The sequence below is a fragment of the Caulobacter vibrioides genome (assembly GCF_002310375.3).
GTDB lineage: Bacteria > Pseudomonadota > Alphaproteobacteria > Caulobacterales > Caulobacteraceae > Caulobacter > Caulobacter vibrioides_D.
In genome coordinates this window covers 2,478,194-2,497,904 of sequence record NZ_CP023315.3, presented here as the reverse complement: position 1 = coordinate 2,497,904, position 19,711 = coordinate 2,478,194, and the positions used below count along the sequence as shown (strand labels likewise).

The following is a 19,711-nucleotide window of genomic DNA, read 5'->3' as shown; positions in this document are numbered from 1 at the left end:
AAAATCCTGATTCCCGGCGATCTTGCGACCCATGCTGATCGGCCTTTCCATCCGTGACGTCGTGCTCATCGAGAGCCTGGACCTCGCCATCGGCGAAGGTCTGACGGCGCTGACCGGTGAAACCGGCGCGGGCAAGTCGATCATTCTCGACGCTCTGGGCCTGGCGACCGGCGCGCGCGCCGACGCCGGACTGGTGCGTCGGGGCGCGGCCGGCCATGCGTCGGCCACCGCGATCTTCGCCCTGCCAGCCGACCACCCCGCCTTTGCCTACCTCGACGACAAGGGCCTGGCCTACGCCCGTGACGAGGACCTTGTTCTGCGCCGGCAGCTGTCGCCCGACGGTCGCTCGCGCGCCTTCGTCAACGACCAGGCCACCAGCGTCGGCGTGCTGAAGGACCTGGGCGCGCTGCTGCTGGAGGTGCATGGCCAGCACGAGACCGTCGGCTTGCTGGACCCCAAGACCCATCGCGGCCTGCTCGACGCCTTCGGCGGGGTCAGTCTGGGCGCGGTCGCCTCGGCTTGGAGCGCCTGGCGCGCCGCCCGCGACAAGGCCGACGACCTTCGCGATCTGGCCAGCCGCGCGACGGCCGAGACCGAGGAACTAACCCTTCGGCTGTCTGAACTGGACCGTCTGGATCCGCGTGAAGGCGAGGAACTGAGCCTGGCCGAGGAGCGGGCTCTGCTCAGCTCCGCCGAAAAGGCCATGGCCGACATCGCCGCGGCGCAGGACGCGCTGGGCGGCGATAATCTGTCAGGCCGCCTGGCTCAGGCCTATCGCGCGCTCGAGCGGGCGCGCGACCGCGCGTTGCAGGCCGGCGCACAGGCCGAGGGCTCGGCCATGACGCGCCTCTCGGCGGCCTGCGAGGCCGTGGACCGGGCGCTGGTCGAGGCGCAGGAAGCCTCAGCCGCCATCGACGCCATCGCCGAGAGCTTCGAGTTCGAGCCCGATCGCCTGGAGAAGGCTGAGGAACGCCTGTTCGCCCTGCGCGCCATGGCGCGGAAGCTGAACGTGCTGGTCGACGACCTGCCCGGCAAGCGCGCGGAGTTCGCCGCCCGTCTGCAGGCCATCGAGACTTCTGAGGACGCGCTGCGCGCCGCCGACAAGGACGCCGCCGAAGCGCGCGAGGCCTATCTCTACGCCGCCGAAGCCCTGTCGGCCGAACGTCGCGCGGCGGGTGACGCCTTGGCTAAGGCGGTCGAGGCGGAGCTGGCGCCGCTGAAGCTCGAGAAGGCCAGGTTCCGGGTCGCGCTCGACCCCTTGGGCGAGGACCGCGCCGGGCCGTCGGGTCTGGATCGTGTGGCCTTCGAGATTTCGACCAATCCCGGCGCGCCGTTCGGGCCGATGGAGGCCATCGCCTCGGGCGGTGAGCTGGCGCGCTTTGCGCTGGCGCTGAAGGCGGCCCTGGCGGGACGCGGCGGCGGACCTCAGCCGCTGATGATCTTCGATGAAGTTGATCAGGGTGTCGGCGGGGCGGTCGCGGACGCTGTCGGCCTACGGCTCCGGCGTCTGGCGGCCAACGCTCAGGTTCTGGTCGTCACGCACTCGGCGCAGGTGGCCGCGCGCGGCGACGCGCACTGGCGGATCTCGAAGTCGGGCGATGACACCTCGACGCGCACCAAGGTCGAGCCGCTCACACCCGCCCAGCGGGAGGAGGAGATCGCCCGTATGCTGTCTGGAGCCGAGGTGACCGAAGCTGCTCGCGCAGCAGCGCGGGCCTTGTTGACCCTCGAGGTTTAGGCCGCGGCCGGCTTGGACAGCGGATAGGCGGCCCTCAACGAGGCGTGGGTCAGACCGGCCGTCTCGGCGGCGGCGAAGTAGCCTTCCGTAGGCAGGCCCTGCAGGACGGTCATCGGCGCCAGACCGCGCGCATCGCGGCCGAAGTTCATGATGTCCATGGCGATGTTGGCGGCCTCGCCCGAGAGATCCGATCCGTCGAGCGCAAGGCCGGCCACGCGTGCGTCGCGCAGCACGCGCAGGGCTTCCTTATCCGGGGGCACGCGGGCGATCACCCCGCGCGTCAGGGCGCGCAACAAGCCCACGACCTCCAGCAGGCGCCCCGCCGGCGTGCCGCGCGTGACATCCACCAGTTCGATCATCACGCCGCCGCGCAGCAAGCTCAGCGAAAGACCCGCCGTGCCCGTCAGCAGGTCTCGGCCACGCTGGGTGCCCAGGGTGCGGAACGAGGCCGGGAGGATGAGCTCGGGCGTATTGGGCCCCTGCGCCGATCGCGCGAAGACGGCTGCGTACTTCAGGGTCGACTCGTCGATGAAGGCGACGTCGCGGTCCGACAGCTTGGTCAAGGTCCGGGCCGAGGTCTGCCGCCCGCTGGCCAGATGGGTGACCATCGGCTCGATGCGCACGGCCGTGGTGATGTTGCGTCGAAGGCTGACCACGTGCTCGAGCGTGAAGTCGACCCGCAGCGCCGCGCCACCCGCCGTCGTGAACGCCACCGGGGTGCGGCGGGCCTCGTCGGACGGCTCGACCGCGATGCGGACGGGCGATCGCGCGGAGTCGCGCCGCGCCCGGGCGGCGAGGACGATCATCGGGTCGATGCGTCGGCAGACCGCCGCGCCGTCCTCCAGGCCGATGACCGACCGAATTCCGAGGTCCGTTACCGAGGCTGCGCCCAGCAGATGGGTCAGCACGTCTTCGAGGATCTTGACGCTGGTCGCCTGCGCGGCCAGGCCCTGATCATGGTTCATCGCGATCAGGAACTCGCTGTCCGAAATACGGGCGCGAAGATCCTGCCGGTCCAGGTGATCGTGGAGCTTGCGTTCGACATAGGTCCAGACGTCGCTGCGCTTGTGGCTCCACCACTCGCCGGCCCACGCGCGGATGGCCTTGATGCTGATGACGTTCACCGCGCCGCGCGCGACCAGATCCGTGCCCGCCAAACGCTGGATGACCGGCGCGGGGAGGGCCACGCGTTCGCTCGCGTTCGATGATGGGGTGTCGAAGGGCATGGGCCTTACGCTTTTAATTCGCCCGAAGAGTGCCGATCACGCGCTTAACCTCTCGTTTGGAAATAGGGTTTCCGGCGGGGTTTACCGTGAAAGAAACCCGGGAAAACCAAGGGAATGACGGTGAGCGCTTGGCGTTCACGGCCCCTCGGCGCATAAGGCGGTCATGAACAAGCTGCTCCTCGTGGCGGCCGGCGGGGCCGTCGGGTCCGTCGCGCGCTATCTGGTGGGCGTCGGTGCGATGCGGGTCATGGGACCCGGTTGGCCGTATGGAACCTTCACGGTCAATGTCGTCGGCGGCTTTCTGATGGGCTGCCTGGCGTCCTGGCTGGCCCATCGGGGAAACACCTCCAGCGAGACCTGGCGCGTCATGCTGGGTGTCGGCGTCCTGGGCGGCTTCACCACTTTTTCGTCGTTCTCGCTGGAGACTGCGCTGATGATCCAGAAGCGCGACTACGGCCAGGCGTTCACCTATTCCGCCGCGAGCGTCCTTCTGGCGATCGCGGCCCTGTTCGCGGGCCTGCTGGTGGCCCGGAAAGTCTTCGCATGAGCACCAAGGAAGTCCGCACCCTGTACGTCGACGCCGGCGAGGACGGGGTCCGCCTCGATCGCTGGTTCAAGCGTCGTTGGCCGCACCTGAACCACATCCAGCTGAACAAGCTGTTCCGCTCGGGCCAGGTCCGGGTCGACGGTTCGCGCGCCAAGGCCGACACCAAGCTGGCCGCCGGCAGCCAGATCCGGGTGCCGCCGCTGCCCGACGCGCCCGATCCGTCGGACAAGAACAAGCTGTCGCCGCGCGACATCGCCTATGCCCGCTCACTGGTCCTCTATGAGGACGAAGAGGTCCTGGCCCTGAACAAGCCGGCGGGTCTGGCCGTGCAGGGCGGCACCAAGACCACCAAGCACGTCGACAAGCTGCTCAGCGCCTGGGGCGAGGGCGTGGATCGCCCGCGTCTCGTTCACCGCCTGGACCGCGACACCTCGGGCGTTCTGCTGCTGGGCAAGACCCCGTCGGCGGCCGCGCGCCTGTCGGGCGCCTTCGCTAAGCGCAAGGCTCAGAAGACCTACTGGGCGATCGTAGCGGGCAATCCGCACCCGACCGAAGGCGTGATGGAGCTGCATCTGGCCAAGCGCGGGGTGGGCGATCGTGAGTTGGTCGTGCCCGCCCAGCCCAAGGATCCCGACGCCCAGCCGGCCGAGACCGAGTTCGTGACCATCAGCCGCGCAGGTCCCCGCGTCACCTGGATGGCGCTGCGTCCCCACACCGGCCGCACCCACCAGCTGCGCGCCCACATGAAGGCGATGGGCCACCCGATCCTGGGCGATCCCAAGTATGGCGACGAGAAGTCGGCGCCGCTGTCGGAAGGCCTGAAGCTGCAGCTGCACGCGCGCTCGATCCTGCTGCCGCACCCGTCGGCCGGGATGTTGCACATCGAAGCGCCGCTCAGTCCTGAGATGCAGGAAGGCTTCCGCAAGTTCGGCTTCTCTGAGGATGAGGCGGACGCTGAGCCCTTCGCCCGGCGTCAGACCAAGCGACGCTGATCCGCGCCGCTTGGTCCCCCACCTGCCGCGCCCTCATGGGGCGCGGTTTTCCGCCTTGAGCGGATCTCTAGACGAGTCCCATGACAGCTTTGGCGTTGGCGCTGTCAGGAAACACCTTGTTTTCGAGGAGCGCGCGGTCGACGCCCATGTGATCGGCCAAGACGCCCTTGAAAAGACCACGCATGTCCAATGTGGGGGCGGTGTCGCGGTTCTCGAACAGCGCCTTGTCGGCAAGGCCCGGCCAGTCGCCGACGATACCGCCGCGCTTCAACGCCCCGCCCAGGATCAGACCCGTCGAGGCCGTGCCGTGGTCGGTGCCGCCCGTGCCGTTGATGCGAGCCGTGCGCCCGAACTCGGTGACGACCACCACCACGGTGTTCTTCCACTCGGCTCCCAGCCCCGTGTGCAGCCCGTCCAGCATGGCGTCCATCGCCGACAGGCGCGTGGCGATCGGGCCGGGCTGGTTGGCGTGGGTGTCGAAGCCGTCCAGCGAGACGGCGGCGATCTGTGGGCCTCCGGCCTGGGTCAGGAAGCCCCCCAGGGTGGAGCCAAGCTTGCGAGCGGTTTCCGAGCCACCCCGGTTCTGTCCGGCCCCGCCCATCGCCGACCCGCTGGCCTGGGTCGCCATCGCGGTCTCGGCCATGGCCTCGGTTTCCAGGCCGCGCGCGAAGGCGGGGCCGAGCAACGGATCGGACCTGTAGAGGTCCTGCAACATCATCGGCAGGCGGGCGGTCTCGTCGACGCCCTTGCCGGGAGACCAACTGGCGGCCTGGACCTTGCCGCGCAGGATCAGCGGTGCGGTGGTTCCCACCGACAGACCCTCGACCTTGCGGACCGGCGTCAGGGCTTCCAGCGTGCGGTTCAGCCAGCCCGTCTCGGCCCCGTAGACCTTGGCTGAGCCGGTCTCCAGAACGTCCTGGGCCTCGAAGTGCGAGCGGGCGCGGTCGGGACTGGCGATGGCCGGCGCGATGCGGGCCTGGCCGTTCTGCGCCAGGGCGAAGACCGACTTCAGCTCGGGATGCAGGCCGAAGGTGTCGTCGAGCATCAGTACCTGATCGCGGCGCATCGCGATCGAGCCGCGCAGGGCCGCGTAGTTCTGATCCCCGACCGGCGGCGACACCGACAGCCCATCCATGCCGCCCCGACAGATGACGACCACCAGCTTCTTGCGGGCCAGATCGCCCTCGGTGGCCGCGAAGCCCTGGGTTCCAAAGAGGTTGACGGTGAAACCCAGGCTGGCGCCCAGGCCCAGCAACGAGCGACGGTTCATGGCGGCGGTCATCGGCGTTGGAACTCCGGGCTCATGATCAGCAGGGCGAAGGCCTCGCGGCGGGTCTCGGCCCGGGCGACGGCCTTGGCGACCGGCGGGGTCAGCCGTGCGCCCAGGGCCGAGGCGGCCAGGGCGTTGGGATCGGTGCGGTCGGCCACCGCGGCGGCGAAGCCTTGAGCCCATTGCATGCGCTTGATCAGCGCGTCCGGGGCGGCCCAGGTCTGGGCGTCCTCGGACCAGCCCTTGGGCGAGGGCGGCGCGAAGGGCCTTTGGCCCAGGCTGGTCAGGATGGGCGCCATACGCTCGAACGCCGAAGGCTCGGCGCCGACCAGCCGCCAGGTCGACAGCGTGAACTCGTAGGGCGTCTTGACCTTGGCGGGCGTCGGGTCCCAGGCCTCCGGGCTCTCGATCAGGCTCGTGGCCACGGCCGCAAGGTCGCCGCCGGTTTCCATCCAGCGTCGCTCAAGTCTCTGGACCAAGGCGGGCGGCGGCGTATCGGCGACGAAGTGGCGGGCGATCTTGCCGCAGACGTGACGGGCGGTGCGCGGATCGGCGGCGAGGTCCCGCAGCGCCGCAAGGCCCTGCTTCAGACCCTCCTCGCCGTAGCGGCGGCCCATGATCGTGCGCGCGCCGGGCTCGTGGGCCTGTTCGCGGAACAGGAACTGACCGGCGCGATCCTCCTGCTCCCGGCCGATCGAGAAGCCCGTCAGAGCGCGGGCGAATTCGGTGACGTCGCCTTGGGTGTAGCCCGCGTCGATCCCGACCGTGTGCAGTTCGAGGATCTCGCGCGCCAGGTTCTCGTTCAGCCCGGCCGTAGGGTTGTTGCGACGGCGCGCGGCGAACTGGGCGGCGCGGCTGCCCGGGCCGATCGACGCGGCCTGGTCCAGATAGGTCAGCATGGCCGGATGGGTCGAGGACGCGACCAGCAGGCTTTCGAAATTGCTGAACACGTAGGGGCGGATGGCCTCGCGCTCAAAGGGGCCGACCAGCACCGAGGTGAGCTGCTTGATGGCTGAGACGGTGAAGTGGTTTGCCCAGAACAGCGTCCAGCGCTCGCGGAAGGCCGTCGGCGTGCCAGCGCCCAGTCGCGCGCGAGCCAGGAAGTCGGCGCCGACCTTCTGGCGCAGGGCCCGCTGGGCGTCCATGACGGCTTGTGCGGCCATCTTGGCGTCACCTTCGCCATCCTTTTTTTGCCGCTCGGCCCGACGCTGCTGTTGATAGGCGCGCATCTGCTCGAAGCGCGCGGCGGCGGTCTCGCGGTCGTCCTGCGGAGTGTCGGCGCCCTCGCGACGGATCTGAGCGACGAGAAAGCCTTGCGGATCGGCCTTGGCGGCCTCGATCTCGCCGGGGCGGGCCCCCAGACCAAAGCGCGTGGCGGCGATGGCGGCCATCATATCCTTCGAGGGTAGGCTCAAACGACGGTCTCCCTTGCGCGACAACGCGATCTTGCCCATTCAACGCCCGTCCGTCGCCGATCCGTCGCGGATAATCGCGAAAAAAGAGCCTTTCCCGTGTCCGACAAGTCCGAACTGCTGTTGAAACCCAAGCGCTTCTACAAGGCCGCCGCCGCTGCGCAGGTCGATCAGGGCTTTGCGGTGCAGTTGGACGGCCGCACGCCCAAGTCGCCGGCCAAGAAGCCTCTCATTGCGCCCACCCAGGCGCTGGGCGAAATGATCGCCGCCGAGTGGGAAGCGCAGGTCGAGTACATCGACAGCAGCCTGATGCCCGCCACGCGCCTGGCCTTCACCGCCATCGACCGGATCGCCGAGACGCGGGCAGAGGTGGCTCGGGAGATCACCGCCTACGCCGCCTCGGATCACCTCTGCTATCGCGCTGAAAGCCCCCGGGCCCTCGTCGCGCGGCAAGAGCGTGAGTGGGGCGCGATCCTGGACTGGGTCAAGGCCGAGCATGGCCTGGTGTTCACCCCCGTCAGCGGGATCATCCATACGCCGCAGCCGCCAGAAACCCTGGCGTCGGTCGAGGCCTTGGCCCTGACCCTCGACGATTTCGCTCTGGCGGGCGTGGCCTTCGCCGCAGGTCTCTTCGGCTCGACGGCCCTGGCCCTGGCGGTCCGGGCCGAGCGGCTGACCGGTCAAGGCGCGCTGGACCTGTCGCGGCTGGAGGAGATCTATCAGGCCGAGCAGTGGGGCGAGGACGCAGAGGCCAAGGCGCGGGCCGAGGCGCTGGGCGTGGAGGCGGCGATGATCGCGCGTTGGTTCGCCGCGTTGCGGTGACGCTCCGGCGACGGCGCATGCTGCGCTGCCGCAAGGTCCGCCTTGCGCCCTGGCGCTGGCCTCGCTAGGGCTGGGTCATAAGGTGGGCGAACCGCCAAGGATAACCGACCGGGCAGGGAGTACGCGCGTGCAGCACATCCTCGAGGAACTTGACCGTCGCCGCGAGCAAGCCAAGGCCGGCGGGGGCGTAAAGCGCGTCGAAGCCCAGCACGCCAAGGGCAAGCTGACCGCCCGTGAGCGGATCGACCTGTTGCTGGACGAGGGCTCCTTCGAGGAGTTCGACATGTTCGTCGAGCACCGCTGCGCCGACTTCGGCATGCAGGATCAGAAGGTGCCTGGCGACGGCGTGGTCACCGGCTGGGGCACGATCAACGGCAAGGTCGTCTACGTCTTCTCCAAGGACTTCACCGTGTTCGGCGGCAGCCTGTCGGGCGCGCACGCGGCCAAGATTGTCAAGGTCCAGCGCCAGGCCATGAAGGTCGGGGCGCCGGTCATCGGCCTGTTTGACGCCGGTGGCGCACGCATCCAGGAGGGCGTCGACAGCCTGGCCGGTTATGCCGATATCTTCCTTGAGAACGTCATGGCCTCGGGCGTCATCCCGCAGATCAGCGTCATCATGGGTCCGTGCGCCGGCGGCGACGTCTACTCGCCGGCCATGACCGACTTCATCTTCATGGTGAAGGATACGAGCTACATGTTCGTGACGGGTCCGGACGTGGTGAAGACCGTCACCAACGAGGTCGTCACCGCCGAGGAACTGGGCGGCGCCCGCGTGCACGCCGCCAAGTCGGGCGTCGCCGAGGGCGCGTTCGAGAACGACCTGGAGGCCATGACCCAGGTCCGCCGCCTGATCGACTTCCTGCCGTCCTCCAACCGCGAGGCCGCGCCCGAGCGCGAGAGCTTCGACGAGGCGCTGCGCGAAGAGATGAGCCTGGACACCCTGGTCCCGGCCGATCCGACCAAGCCCTACGACATGAAGGAGTTGATCCTGAAGGTCGTCGACGAGGCCGATTTCTTCGAGATTTCCAGCGAGTGGGCCAAGAACATCATCTGCGGCTTCGCCCGGATGGACGGCGAGAGCGTCGGCATCGTCGCCAACCAGCCCCAGGTGCTGGCCGGCGTGCTCGACATCGACTCCAGCCGCAAGGCCGCGCGCTTCGTGCGCTTCTGCGACGCCTTCAACATCCCGATCATCACCTTCGTCGACGTGCCGGGCTTCATGCCGGGGACCAAGCAGGAGTACGGCGGCCTCATCAAGCACGGCGCCAAGCTGCTCTTCGCCTATGCCGAGGCCACGGTTCCGAAGATCACCGTCATCACCCGCAAGGCCTATGGCGGCGCCTATGACGTGATGAGCTCCAAGCATCTGCGTGGCGACCTGAACTACGCCTGGCCGACCGCCGAGATCGCGGTGATGGGCGCCAAGGGGGCGGTGGAGATCATCTTCCGCGCCGAGGCCAAGGACCCCGAGGCCCTGGCCGCCCGCGAGGCCGAGTACAAGGACCGCTTCGCCAATCCGTTCGTCGCCGCCTCTCGCGGCTACATCGACGACGTGATCATGCCCCACGGCACCCGTCGCCGGATCGTGCGGGGCCTCAAGAGCCTGAAGGGCAAGGAACTGTCCAACCCCTGGAAGAAGCACGACAACATCCCGCTTTAGGGGGGCGGAAAATCCTCCCCCCGTGGGGGAGGCGGTCTGAAAGACCGGAGGGGGGTGTGGCCGGGTGGGCAGGACTTCCCCCTCCGGCCTTCGGCCACCTCCCCCGCTGGGGGAGGATTTTTCCCCAACCCTTCCCCATCAAGGGGAAGGGAGATTTTAGCTGGTGTTGATCAGCCTCCGCTGCCCCTCCATCCTCAGGTGGCGGTTCCGCTCAGCTTAAGCCGCCTTCGGCTTGCGCTTCAGACCGCCCAGCAGCGCGCCGGCGATCGTGTAGGTCACCACCTGATAGCCGCCGTCGATCGCAAGCAGCGACAAGGCGCCCGCCGCATAGATGTAGTTCAGCGCCGCCACGGTCAGGGCGAACGCGACGCAGGTGTTCAGAGCCACCTTGGCGCCGGCGACATAGCCGTCAGCGCCGAGGCGTCGGATCAGCCAGTCCAGACCCAGCAGGATCACGATCATGTTCAAGACGCCCAGACCCATCTTCCAGGACTGGCCGACAAAGTCCGCCTCAGTGAGGCGCTGGGCCCCCATCCAGGCGGCGCTGAACAGGTTTCCGTACCAAATGACGCCGATCACCTGACCGGCGATCAGGGCGACGACAAGGCCCAGCCAGTTCACCTGTTTCATCGATGTTTCCCCCGAAACGACCGGATCACGCCTCGTGGCCCCAGCTTTCGCCAGGCTGATCCCAAGAACGCCGTTCGGTCAATCGGCTTGCGCTTTCGTTTCGGGCGCGAGCCTTCTATATGCGGACCCTTCCAAGCGTTCTGTAGACTCCCCCGAAAGGCCGCGCCCGCATGGCTCGCATCCTGATCACCTCCGCCCTGCCGTACATCAACGGCATCAAGCACCTGGGGAACCTCGCGGGCTCCATGTTGCCGGCGGACGTCTATGCGCGCTTCAAGCGGGCCCAGGGTCACGAGACGCTCTACATCTGCGCCACCGACGAGCACGGCACGCCGGCTGAGCTGGCCGCCGCCGCCGCCGGCCAGGACGTGGCCGCCTATTGCGCCGAGCAGCACGTGCTGCAGCACGACGTGGGGCGGGCCTTTGGCCTGTCGTGGGACCATTTCGGCCGCTCGTCCTCGCCGCAGAACCATCGCCTGACCCAGCACTTCTGCCAGGCCCTGGAAGATCACGGCCTGATCGAGGAACGCGTCGACCAGATGGTCTATTCGGTCGACGACAAGCGCTTCCTGCCCGACCGTTATGTCGAGGGGACCTGCCCGCACTGCAAGTTCGAGAAGGCGCGCGGCGACCAGTGCGACAACTGCGGCAACCTGCTGGACCCGACCGACCTGATCGACCCGTACTCGGTGATCTCGGGCTCGCGGAACATCGAGGTGCGCGACACCAAGCATCTCTACCTGCTGCAGACCAAGATGCAGGACAAGATCCGCGCCTGGGTCGACAGCCACGCCGACTGGCCGCCGCTGGCCCGCTCGATCGCCTACAAGCACCTCGACGAGGGCCTGATCGACCGCGGCATCACCCGTGACCTGGCCTGGGGCATCCCGGTAGCCCAGGACGGCGTGCCGCGCCCGGGCTTTGAGGAAAAGGTCTTCTACGTCTGGTTCGACGCGCCGATCGAATACATCGCCGCCACCCAGGAGTGGGCCGAAGGCTCGCCCGACCGCGACTGGAAGCGCTGGTGGCGCACCGATGCGGGCGCTGAGGACGTCCGCTACGTCCAGTTCATGGGCAAGGACAATGTGGCGTTCCACACGGTCAGCTTCCCGGCCACGATCCTCGGCTCCGAAGAGCCGTGGAAGAGCGTTGACATGCTCAAGGCCTTCAACTGGCTGAACTGGTACGGCGGCAAGTTCTCGACCAGCAACAAGCGCGGCGTCTTCATGGACGCGGCCCTGGAAATCCTGCCGCCCGACCTGTGGCGCTGGTACCTGACGGCCAACTCGCCGGAAGGCAGCGACACGGCCTTCACCTGGGAGCAGTTCGCCAGCGCCGTGAACCGCGACCTGGCCGACGTGCTGGGAAACTTCGTCAACCGCATCCTGAAGTTCAACGAGAGCAAGTTCGAGGGCGTGGTCCCGGCGGGCGGCGAGCCTGGTCCGCTGGAAGAGAAGCTGTTCGCCGATGTTTCCGCCCGTCTGACGGATCTGGCCGAACAGATGGACGCCATCGAGATCCGCAAGAGCGCCCAGGCGCTGCGGGCGCTCTGGGTGGTCGGCAACGAGTACCTGCAGGAGGCCGCGCCGTGGACCGCGATCAAGACCGATCGCGACCGCGCCGCCGTCATCGTGCGCACCGCCCTGAACCTGGCGGCGCTGTACGCCAAGATCTCGGCCCCGTTCATCCCGTTCGCCGCCGAGAAGATCAGCGACGCGTTCGGTCTCGACTTCCCGGCCGCCTGGCCGTCGAACGACGCCAAGGCCGAGCTCGACACCCTGAGCGTCGGCGCGCCGATCACCGTGCCCGAGGTCCTCTTCAAGAAGATCGAGGACGAGCAGATCGCCGAATGGACGGCCCGCTTCGGCGGCGCGGAGTAAGGTGACGGGCGGCGCGGACAGGACGGAGGGGCAGGGGCTTTCGACCCTGGTTCGCCTGTGCCTGTTCTACGCCGCCATCTTCCTGAGCTCGGGCGTCAGCCTGCCGTACATCGGCACCTATCTGCGCGATCGCGGGATGAGCGGCGGCGAGATCGGCCTGATCCTGGCCGTCCCCCTGCTGCTCAAGCCCTTTACCGGCCCGGTGCTGGCGGTCTGGGCGGACGGCTTCACCCTGCGTCGAACGCCCATGGTGCTGCTGCTGCTGGGCGCGGCGGTCGGTTATGGCGCTCTGCTGGGGCCTGCGAACCTCTGGTGGTTCATCCTGGCCTGGTTCGTCGGCCAGACCCTGCTGTCGACAGTCTCGCCGCTGATCGACGTCATCACCCTGCGCCGAGCGCGGGTGGAGAGCTTCAACTACGGCATTCCGCGCGGCACGGGCTCCAGCGCCTTCATCGCGGCCAACCTCGCCATGGGCGCGATCCTCACGTTCGCGGCGCCGACCATCATCGCCATCTGGATCGCGGCGGCCTGCCTGTTCGGGGCGGTGGCCGCCGCGACGCTGGTGCCTCCGGAGCGCGTCCACGCCGAGGGCGCCAAGCCGCCGCGGGCTGAACGCTGGAATGGCCTGTCGGAGCTGCTGCGCAACCGGACCTTCGTCCTGGCGGTGGTCACGGCTGGCCTGATCCAGGGCGCGCACGCCTTCTATTACAGCTTCTCGGCCATCCTCTGGCGCAAGCAGGGGATCAGCGAGCCGATGATCGGGGTGCTGTGGGGCGTGGGCGTCGCGGCCGAGGTGGCGTTCATGTGGTTCCTCGAGCCCCTGCGTCGGCGTTGGGGCCCGGAGCTGTTCCTGGTGCTGGGCGCGGGCGCCGCTGCGCTACGCTGGACGGCCTACGCGTTTGAGCCGCCGCTCTGGGCGCTGTTCCCGCTGCAGATGCTGCACGCCCTGACCTTCGCAGCCTCGTTCCTGGCCTCGCTGCGCCTGATCGAGAAGCTGGCCCCGCCGTCGGCGGCGTCGCCGGCGCAGGCGATCAACTCGGCGCTGTCGTCGGGCTTTACGCTGGGCGTGGCGACCTTGGCTTCGGGACCGCTGTTCGACGCCTTTGGCTCATTCGGCTATCTCGCGACCGCCTTGATGGCGCTGCTGGGCCTGGGCGGCGCGATCCTGCTCACGCGCCGCGCCCGGCGTCATCAGATCGTGTAGTCGATCTCCTGGCCTTCCAGCCACGCCACGATCCGTTCCGCCGCCTCCACGGGATCGATGGCGGTGGTGTCGATGCGCAGCTCCGGCGACACCGGAGCCTCATAGGGACTGTCGACGCCGGTGAAGTTCTTCAGTTGGCCCGAGCGGGCTTTCTTGTAGAGACCCTTGACGTCCCGTGCCTCCGCGACGGCCAGCGGGGTGTCGACGAAAACCTCGATGAACTCGCCGGGCTCCAGCAGGTCGCGGGCCAGCTGGCGCTCGGCGCGGAACGGCGAGATGAAGGCGGTCAGCACGATCAAGCCCGCATCGACCATCAGCTTGGCGACCTCGGCCACCCGGCGGATGTTCTCGACGCGGTCCTCTTCGGTGAAGCCGAGGTCCTTGTTCAGCCCATGACGGACATTGTCGCCGTCCAGCAGATAGGTGTGGCGACCCAGGGCGTGCAGGCGCTTTTCGACCAGGTTGGCGATGGTCGACTTCCCCGCGCCCGACAGGCCCGTCAGCCAGACCACCTGACCGCGCTGACGCTTCAGAGCGGCGCGCGAGACCTTGCTGACGTCGGTATGCTGCCAATGGATGTTGTCGGCCCGCCGCAGGGCGAAGTTGATCATGCCCGCGCCGACCGTGCGGTTCGACAGCCGGTCGATCAGGATGAACCCGCCCATCTGGCGGTTGTCGGCGTAGGCCTCGAACGGGATCGCCTGGTCGAGGGACAGGTTGCAGATCCCGATCTCGTTTAATTCCAGGCGCTTGGCCGCTGTCTTTTCCAGCGTGTTGACGTTCACGCGGTGCTTGATGTCGGTGATGCTGGCGCCGACCGTGCGGGCGCCGAGCTTCAGCAGGTAGGTCCGGCCCGGCGGCAGCGGCTCGTCGTCCATCCAGACGAGGGTGGCCTCGAACTGGTTGGCGACCGGGGCAGGGGCGTCGGCGGCGGCGATGACGTCGCCGCGCGAGATGTCGATCTCGTCTTCCAGGGTCAGGGTGACCGATTGGCCGGCGACGGCCTGATCAAGGTCGCCCGGCAGGGTGACGATGCGGGCCACGCGGCTCTCCCGGCCCGAGGGCAGGGCGCGGATGCGGTCGCCGGGCTTGATCGAGCCTGAGGCGATGAGGCCCGAGAACCCCCGGAAGTCGAGGTTCGGGCGGTTCACCCACTGCACCGGCATGCGGAAGGGCTTGGCCTGGAGGTCGTCCTCGACCTCGACGGCTTCCAGCCAGTCCATCAGGATCGGGCCGTCGAACCAGGGCGTCGCCTCGCTGCGCGCGGCGATGTTGTCACCGCCGAGGCCCGAGATCGGGATCGGCGTGAACACCGAAAGGCCGATCTGTTCGGCGAAGGCGCGATAGTCGGCGACGATCGTGTCGAACACGCCCTGGTCCCAGCCGACCAGGTCCATCTTGTTCACCGCCAGGACCACGTTGCGGATGCCCAACAGGCTGACGAGATAGCTGTGACGACGGGTCTGGGTCAGCACGCCCTTGCGCGCGTCGATCAGGATCACGGCCGCGTCGGCTGTCGAGGCGCCGGTGACCATGTTGCGCGTGTACTGCTCGTGTCCCGGCGTGTCGGCGACGATGAACTTGCGTTTCTCGGTCGAGAAGAACCGATAGGCCACGTCGATGGTGATGCCTTGCTCGCGCTCGGCGGCCAGGCCGTCGACCAGCAGGGCGAAGTCGATCGCGTCGCCTTGGGTGCCGACCTTCTTGGAGTCGGCCTCGAGGGCCGCCATCTGGTCCTCGAAGATCATCTTGCTGTCGTACAGCAGGCGACCGATCAGGGTGGACTTGCCGTCGTCGACACTGCCGCAGGTGATGAACCGCAGCAGCGACTTATGCTGATGCTGGTGCAGGTAGGCTTCGATGTCCTCGGCGATCAGGGCGGACTGATGGGCCATGGGGTTATTCTCCTCCCCCGAGTAGCGAAGCGGAACGGGGGAGGGGGACCGCCGAACGGCGGTGAAGGGCGCGCTGGATCCCGGCCGGGCGCCGGACGCCCCCTCCGTCACGACGCGTATTCGCGTCGCGCCACCTCCCCCGCTTGGCGGGTGAGGAGAAGTCGTTCGGGGCGCCCATCAGAAGTAGCCCTCCTGCTTCTTCTTCTCCATCGAGGCGGACTGGTCATGGTCGATGACGCGGCCCTGGCGCTCGCTGGTGGTGGTCAGCAGCATTTCCTGGATCACCTGGGGCAGGGTGGCCGCCGTGCTCTCGACGGCGCCGGTCAGCGGGTAGCAGCCCAGGGTGCGGAACCGCACGCTCTTCATCTGCGGAACCTCGCCGTCACGCAGGCGGAAGCGGTCGTCGTCGACCATGATCAGCGCGCCGTCGCGCTCGACCACAGGCCGCTCGGCCGCGAAATATAGCGGTACGATCGGGATATCTTCGAGGTGGATGTACTGCCAGACGTCCAGCTCGGTCCAATTGGAGATCGGGAAGACGCGCAGGCTTTCGCCCGGGTGCTTGCGGGTGTTGTAGAGGTTCCACAGCTCCGGCCGCTGGTTCTTGGGATCCCAACGATGCTCGGCCGAGCGAAACGAGAAGACCCGCTCCTTGGCCCGGCTCTTCTCCTCGTCGCGGCGCGCGCCGCCGAAGGCCGCGTCGAAGCCGTACTTGGAAAGCGCCTGTTTCAGTCCCTCGGTCTTCCAGAGGTCCGTATGAACCGCGCTGCCATGATCGAACGGGTTGATGCCGCGCGCTTCGGCGTCCGGGTTCTTGTGCACCAACAGGTCGAAGCCGAGCTGCGAGGCGATCCGGTCGCGCAGCGCGTACATGTCCCGGAACTTCCAGGTCGTATCCACGTGCAGAAGCGGGAAGGGCGGCTTGCTGGGATAGAACGCCTTGGCGGCCAGGTGCAGCATCACCGCGCTGTCCTTGCCGATCGAATACAGCATCACCGGGCGCTCGCACTCGGCGGCGACCTCGCGCAGGATGTGGATGCTCTCGGCCTCCAGTCGCTGCAGGTGCGTCAAGCGCGCCGGGGTGATCGCAGCCTGGGTGATATCGGGCGTCATCGGGTCCGGCGGAGAGGCGGCGGGTGCGAGTTGCGTAAGGGCCAAGGCGAGGGTCCGCAAAGGAAAAATCTCCGACATGACCTCTGCTCAAGGGCGCGCCGGGCTGAGGCTGGCACCTAGGCCCGTGCGAGCTCGGGGACAACCGCCGGAATTCTGGGGGCGCTGTCAGATGCCATGGCGCCCGGCGACACAGCCGCGTTGTTCATGACCAAAATTTCACTCGTCTCTGAGGCGCCGTTCTCGCATAACGCCGCTACGGGATCGTGGGGCGAGCTATGAGCTTCCTGGCGGAAATGTTGGCTGTGGCGGTCGTCTGGCTGTCCTCTTTCGCGCTCTGCCAGTTTGGCGTCGCGATCGAACACGCGGTCTGCCCTCACGCGAAGTCTTCGCAAGCCAGAACCGTCAGCCGCGCTCGGGACGCCGCCGTTCGGCCGGTCCCGGTCACCGCGAACGCGCCATTGGCGGTCTCCAGGGGCGGTTGAGGTCGCGCCTATGCGTCGCAACCCTTGAGAACGCAACCAAAGCCGCTTTTCGCCAAGGCTTTTCGCCGCTAGGTTCATGCACCACGCGAAGGAGGGGTTCGGCGCGCGAGACTTGATACGCGCCCCCTCGCCGACGCCCCTTTTATGCCCGCCTTGGGACCCTGGCTGCGTATGAAGCCTAAGAAGCGCCAACCGCTCGATTTCTCCGCGACGCCGACGGAGATCCCTCCCGAGGACCCCAAGACCGCGTCTGAACACTTGGAGCCGTCGTCCGTCGTGACGCCGGAAGGCGAAGAGCAGTCCGCCGAGCCGCTGACCTTGAATGACCCCGCGCCGGATGACCTCGCGGTGCCGGCACCGCCGACCGTCCGCTCGCGGCGTCGTCGCGAAGCCGAGCCCGCTCGGTTCGCTGAGCCGGAGATGAAGGTCGGCAACTCGCTCGCGGCGACACCAAAACCGCCCGCGCCTGTCGTCGAGGCTCCGGCTCCGGCTGCGCCCGCGACAAAGCCTGAAAGGCGCGAAGCGGCGCTGGATCTTCGCGGTCCTGTCTCGGACGCGGCCGTCGCCCTGGACTCCGAAACGGTTCCGCGCCGCATGTCCGGCGTCCTTTTCTGGACGCTGGCGACCGCGGTCGCGGCGCTTTGGGCCTTGGCGCCGATCGCCTTCGCGCTCGGCTATGCCCGCGGCGTTCCGGCCTTCAAGATCGAAGGCTTTGCGTTGATGGTGTTCGCTGGGCTGGCGATCGGTCCGGCGCTGCTGACGCTGCTCGGCGCCTATCTGCTGCGACAGGCCAACGGCATTTCGGATGAGCTGCGCCGCAACCGCACCTTGACCGACCGCCTTGTGACCCCGGCGGCCCTGGCCGCCGCAGGCGCGTCGAACGCCGTCGACGCAATGCGGCAGGGCGTTGATGAAGCCGCCGCTGCGGCGGAGCGGGCCCGAGACCATATCATTTCGCTGCGAAAAGCTCTGGCTGAGGAGACAGCGCGTCTCGCCGACGCCGCTGCGGATTCCGCGCGGATGGCCAATCAGCTCGCCCAGGGCCTGGGCCACGAGCGTTCGGCCATGGAAACGCTGTCGCAGTCGTTGGACGCGCGGTCGACGGCGGTGGTCGACGCGATCGGCAGTCAGGCCCGTATGGTCGCTGAGGCGTCCGATCTGGCCGAGACCCAGCTCCGCGAGGCCGAAGCGGCTCTGGCGGCCCGCGCCGCCGATCTCGCCGCCGCCGCCGCCGAGGCGTCGGACGCCGCGCGTGTCGGGGCCGAGGATCTGTCCCGCCAGATCGCCCGTCTGGAGACCGCCGGCGTCGGGGTCGGGGATCAGGTTGCCTCGGTCGAAAAGACGCTCGCCGCCCAGCGCGCGGCTCTGGTTGAGATCAGCCAGGCGCTCCGGTCCGAGCAGGAAGACTTCGCCGCTGAAGCTGAAACCCGCACCGCCCAGCTCACCGAGTTCGTGGCCTATACGCGGGTCGGCGCGACCGAGCTTTCGGACACCGCGTCCATGGGCGCGGAGATCCTGCGCGGCTTGATCAGCGCTGCGGCCGACCAGTTCCGCGAGATGGCCGACGGCGCCAAATCGCAGCGCGACGCCTTGGCCGAAGAGACCAAAAAGACGCTCGAGACCATCGGTGACGTCGCCGAGAACCAGCGGACCCTGCTGGAGGAAGAGCTCAAGGCGGCCATGGAGGCCATGGCCGAAGCCGCGCTCAAGGCTAGCGAGAGCGTCGAAGCGCGGGTCGAGGCGGCCCGGAGCCGGGTCGATCAGCTCAACGAGATCGCCTTCGCCGCCGGACAGAAGGCGGACGCGGTCTTCGAGTCGCGAATGGAAGAGGCGCGCGACATCATCGAGCACTCGGCGCAGATGGTCGAGCAGGCCGGGGCGAGAACGTCCCAGAAGCTCCAGGATTCCGTTCAGACGGCCAGGGGCACGCTCGATGAGCTCGAGGTCATGCTGGCGGAGATCGGCCGGCGGACCGCTGACCTGCCCGCCGAAGCGCTGCAAAAGGCCGGCGAAGTTCGTATCGCCATCGAGCAGGGCGTCGAGCAACTGATGAACGCCGTGCGCCGCACCGCCGAGGAGACGGCGGCGATCGACCAGGCCTTCCAGGAGCGTGTTCGCCGTAACTACGAAATGCTCAGCGAGGCGGCGGGCGCGGTCACGGCGTCTGGCATCTCGACCGTCGCGGCGCGTGCAGCCACGATCACGCCGCCCCCCAGTCGCACGCGCGCCGCGCCGCCTCCGCCGCCTTCCGCGCTCCCGATCGCCGAATTCGATGACGAGGACGAGACGCCGACGGACCGACGCCGTCTGCGGCTGACCCCGACGGCGACCGACCAGGAGTTCCGCTCGGTGTTCGAGCAGGCCTCCGTACGCAAGCAGGCGGGAACGCCGCCGGTGGAAGGCGAGGCCGACGGCAACTGGAGTTGGCGGGGTCTTCTGTCGGGCATTGAGAGCAGCACGCCGGGCGACGCGGGCCTGGGCGAGAAACTCGCCGCCGAGATCACCGCCATGGGCATCGACCCGCATGCTCTGTTGCCGCGCGGCCGTATCGACGAGATCGCCGCCGCGCTTCAGACGCGCGACGCTTTCGGCGCGCGCGAGGTGGTCAAGCGCTTGGCGCCGGCCGCGATCCGGCGACTGGTCCGTCGCCTGTTCTCCGATGCGACGCTCAAGAGCAACACCGAGCGCTTCCTCAAGCGCTATGCAGGCATGATCGACGAGGCTGCCGGCCAGGATCGCGAAGGCTTCCTGCTGGCGGCGCTGCTGTCGTCGGACGCCGGGCGAGCCTACCTGTTGCTCGACGCGGCCAGCGGCGACCTGGCCTAGTCTGAGCCTTCTGG

The 19,711-nt window shown here is 68.3% G+C and carries 14 protein-coding genes and 1 pseudogene; 9 read left to right on the top strand and 6 right to left on the bottom strand.

Annotated features, from left to right (window positions below; all coding sequences use genetic code 11):
* Window positions 1-31 precede the first annotated feature (31 nt).
* Entirely contained in the window at window positions 32-1,738 is a 1,707-nt protein-coding gene (recN, locus tag CA606_RS11805) for a DNA repair protein RecN (protein WP_096050959.1), read from the top strand.
* Here the strand turns inward: recN and CA606_RS11800 are convergent.
* Window positions 1,735-2,964, bottom strand: a complete 1,230-nt coding sequence (locus CA606_RS11800) for a hypothetical protein (protein ID WP_096050960.1) — start codon at window positions 2,962-2,964, stop codon at window positions 1,735-1,737. The two genes, recN and CA606_RS11800, sit on opposite strands and share 4 nt — an antisense overlap.
* Before the next feature lie 163 nt (window positions 2,965-3,127).
* Between CA606_RS11800 and crcB the strand changes: the two genes are divergently transcribed.
* Window positions 3,128-3,511 carry a fluoride efflux transporter CrcB gene (crcB, locus tag CA606_RS11795; protein ID WP_096050961.1) on the top strand — a complete coding sequence of 128 codons (384 nt, stop codon included), beginning with the start codon at window positions 3,128-3,130 and terminating at the stop codon, window positions 3,509-3,511.
* Window positions 3,508-4,503, top strand: coding sequence for an RluA family pseudouridine synthase (locus CA606_RS11790; protein ID WP_096050962.1), 996 nt, complete (start codon window positions 3,508-3,510; stop codon window positions 4,501-4,503). The genes crcB and CA606_RS11790 overlap by 4 nt, the downstream gene beginning before the upstream one ends.
* 67 nt (window positions 4,504-4,570) lie before the next feature.
* Here CA606_RS11790 and CA606_RS11785 read toward each other — a convergent pair whose 3' ends face one another.
* The gene (locus tag CA606_RS11785) at window positions 4,571-5,785 is read right to left on the bottom strand and encodes a DUF1501 domain-containing protein (protein WP_096050963.1); all 1,215 of its coding nucleotides are present in this window, start codon (window positions 5,783-5,785) and stop codon (window positions 4,571-4,573) included.
* Window positions 5,782-7,227 carry a DUF1800 domain-containing protein gene (locus tag CA606_RS11780; protein ID WP_096050964.1) on the bottom strand — a complete coding sequence of 482 codons (1,446 nt, stop codon included), beginning with the start codon at window positions 7,225-7,227 and terminating at the stop codon, window positions 5,782-5,784. The genes CA606_RS11785 and CA606_RS11780 overlap by 4 nt, the downstream gene beginning before the upstream one ends.
* Before the next feature lie 57 nt (window positions 7,228-7,284).
* Between CA606_RS11780 and CA606_RS11775 the strand changes: the two genes are divergently transcribed.
* Window positions 7,285-8,007: an ATP12 family chaperone protein gene (locus tag CA606_RS11775; protein ID WP_096050965.1), complete on the top strand. Its 723-nt coding sequence runs from the start codon at window positions 7,285-7,287 to the stop codon at window positions 8,005-8,007.
* Between the two features lie 127 nt (window positions 8,008-8,134).
* Window positions 8,135-9,667 carry an acyl-CoA carboxylase subunit beta gene (locus tag CA606_RS11770; RefSeq protein ID WP_096050966.1) on the top strand — a complete coding sequence of 511 codons (1,533 nt, stop codon included), beginning with the start codon at window positions 8,135-8,137 and terminating at the stop codon, window positions 9,665-9,667.
* A 216-nt stretch (window positions 9,668-9,883) separates the two neighbouring features.
* Here CA606_RS11770 and CA606_RS11765 read toward each other — a convergent pair whose 3' ends face one another.
* Window positions 9,884-10,297, bottom strand: a complete 414-nt coding sequence (locus CA606_RS11765; protein WP_096050967.1) for a DUF1761 domain-containing protein — start codon at window positions 10,295-10,297, stop codon at window positions 9,884-9,886.
* Window positions 10,298-10,467: 170 nt separating this feature from the next.
* Here CA606_RS11765 and metG point away from each other — a divergent pair, with 170 nt between their 5' ends.
* Window positions 10,468-12,177: a methionine--tRNA ligase gene (metG, locus tag CA606_RS11760; RefSeq protein ID WP_096050968.1), complete on the top strand. Its 1,710-nt coding sequence runs from the start codon at window positions 10,468-10,470 to the stop codon at window positions 12,175-12,177.
* Window position 12,178: 1 nt separating this feature from the next.
* Window positions 12,179-13,381 (top strand): MFS transporter, encoded by a 1,203-nt coding sequence (locus CA606_RS11755; protein ID WP_096050969.1) that lies wholly within the window; start codon window positions 12,179-12,181, stop codon window positions 13,379-13,381.
* Here the strand turns inward: CA606_RS11755 and cysN are convergent.
* Window positions 13,369-15,276: a sulfate adenylyltransferase subunit CysN gene (gene cysN / locus CA606_RS11750; RefSeq protein ID WP_096050970.1), complete on the bottom strand. Its 1,908-nt coding sequence runs from the start codon at window positions 15,274-15,276 to the stop codon at window positions 13,369-13,371. The two genes, CA606_RS11755 and cysN, sit on opposite strands and share 13 nt — an antisense overlap.
* 34 nt (window positions 15,277-15,310) lie before the next feature.
* Here cysN and CA606_RS20070 point away from each other — a divergent pair.
* A pseudogene (locus tag CA606_RS20070) lies at window positions 15,311-15,434 on the top strand (hypothetical protein); the annotation flags it as partial.
* Between the two features lie 19 nt (window positions 15,435-15,453).
* On the opposite strand, the gene cysD reads toward CA606_RS20070, so the two are convergent.
* The gene (cysD, locus tag CA606_RS11745; protein WP_181242900.1) at window positions 15,454-16,434 is read right to left on the bottom strand and encodes a sulfate adenylyltransferase subunit CysD; all 981 of its coding nucleotides are present in this window, start codon (window positions 16,432-16,434) and stop codon (window positions 15,454-15,456) included.
* Between the two features lie 608 nt (window positions 16,435-17,042).
* Between cysD and CA606_RS11740 the strand changes: the two genes are divergently transcribed.
* Window positions 17,043-19,697 carry a polar localization protein TipN gene (locus CA606_RS11740; RefSeq protein ID WP_181242561.1) on the top strand — a complete coding sequence of 885 codons (2,655 nt, stop codon included), beginning with the start codon at window positions 17,043-17,045 and terminating at the stop codon, window positions 19,695-19,697.
* The last annotated feature ends 14 nt before the right edge of the window (window positions 19,698-19,711 follow it).

Coding starts and splice junctions, on each gene's coding strand:
- recN (WP_096050959.1), top strand. CDS start 32: ATGCTGATCGGCCTTTCCATCCGTGACGTCGTGCTCATCGAGAGCCTG.
- CA606_RS11800 (WP_096050960.1), bottom strand. CDS start 2,964: ATGCCCTTCGACACCCCATCATCGAACGCGAGCGAACGCGTGGCCCTC.
- crcB (WP_096050961.1), top strand. CDS start 3,128: ATGAACAAGCTGCTCCTCGTGGCGGCCGGCGGGGCCGTCGGGTCCGTC.
- CA606_RS11790 (WP_096050962.1), top strand. CDS start 3,508: ATGAGCACCAAGGAAGTCCGCACCCTGTACGTCGACGCCGGCGAGGAC.
- CA606_RS11785 (WP_096050963.1), bottom strand. CDS start 5,785: ATGACCGCCGCCATGAACCGTCGCTCGTTGCTGGGCCTGGGCGCCAGC.
- CA606_RS11780 (WP_096050964.1), bottom strand. CDS start 7,227: ATGGGCAAGATCGCGTTGTCGCGCAAGGGAGACCGTCGTTTGAGCCTA.
- CA606_RS11765 (WP_096050967.1), bottom strand. CDS start 10,297: ATGAAACAGGTGAACTGGCTGGGCCTTGTCGTCGCCCTGATCGCCGGT.
- metG (WP_096050968.1), top strand. CDS start 10,468: ATGGCTCGCATCCTGATCACCTCCGCCCTGCCGTACATCAACGGCATC.
- cysN (WP_096050970.1), bottom strand. CDS start 15,276: ATGGCCCATCAGTCCGCCCTGATCGCCGAGGACATCGAAGCCTACCTG.
- CA606_RS11740 (WP_181242561.1), top strand. CDS start 17,043: ATGAAGCCTAAGAAGCGCCAACCGCTCGATTTCTCCGCGACGCCGACG.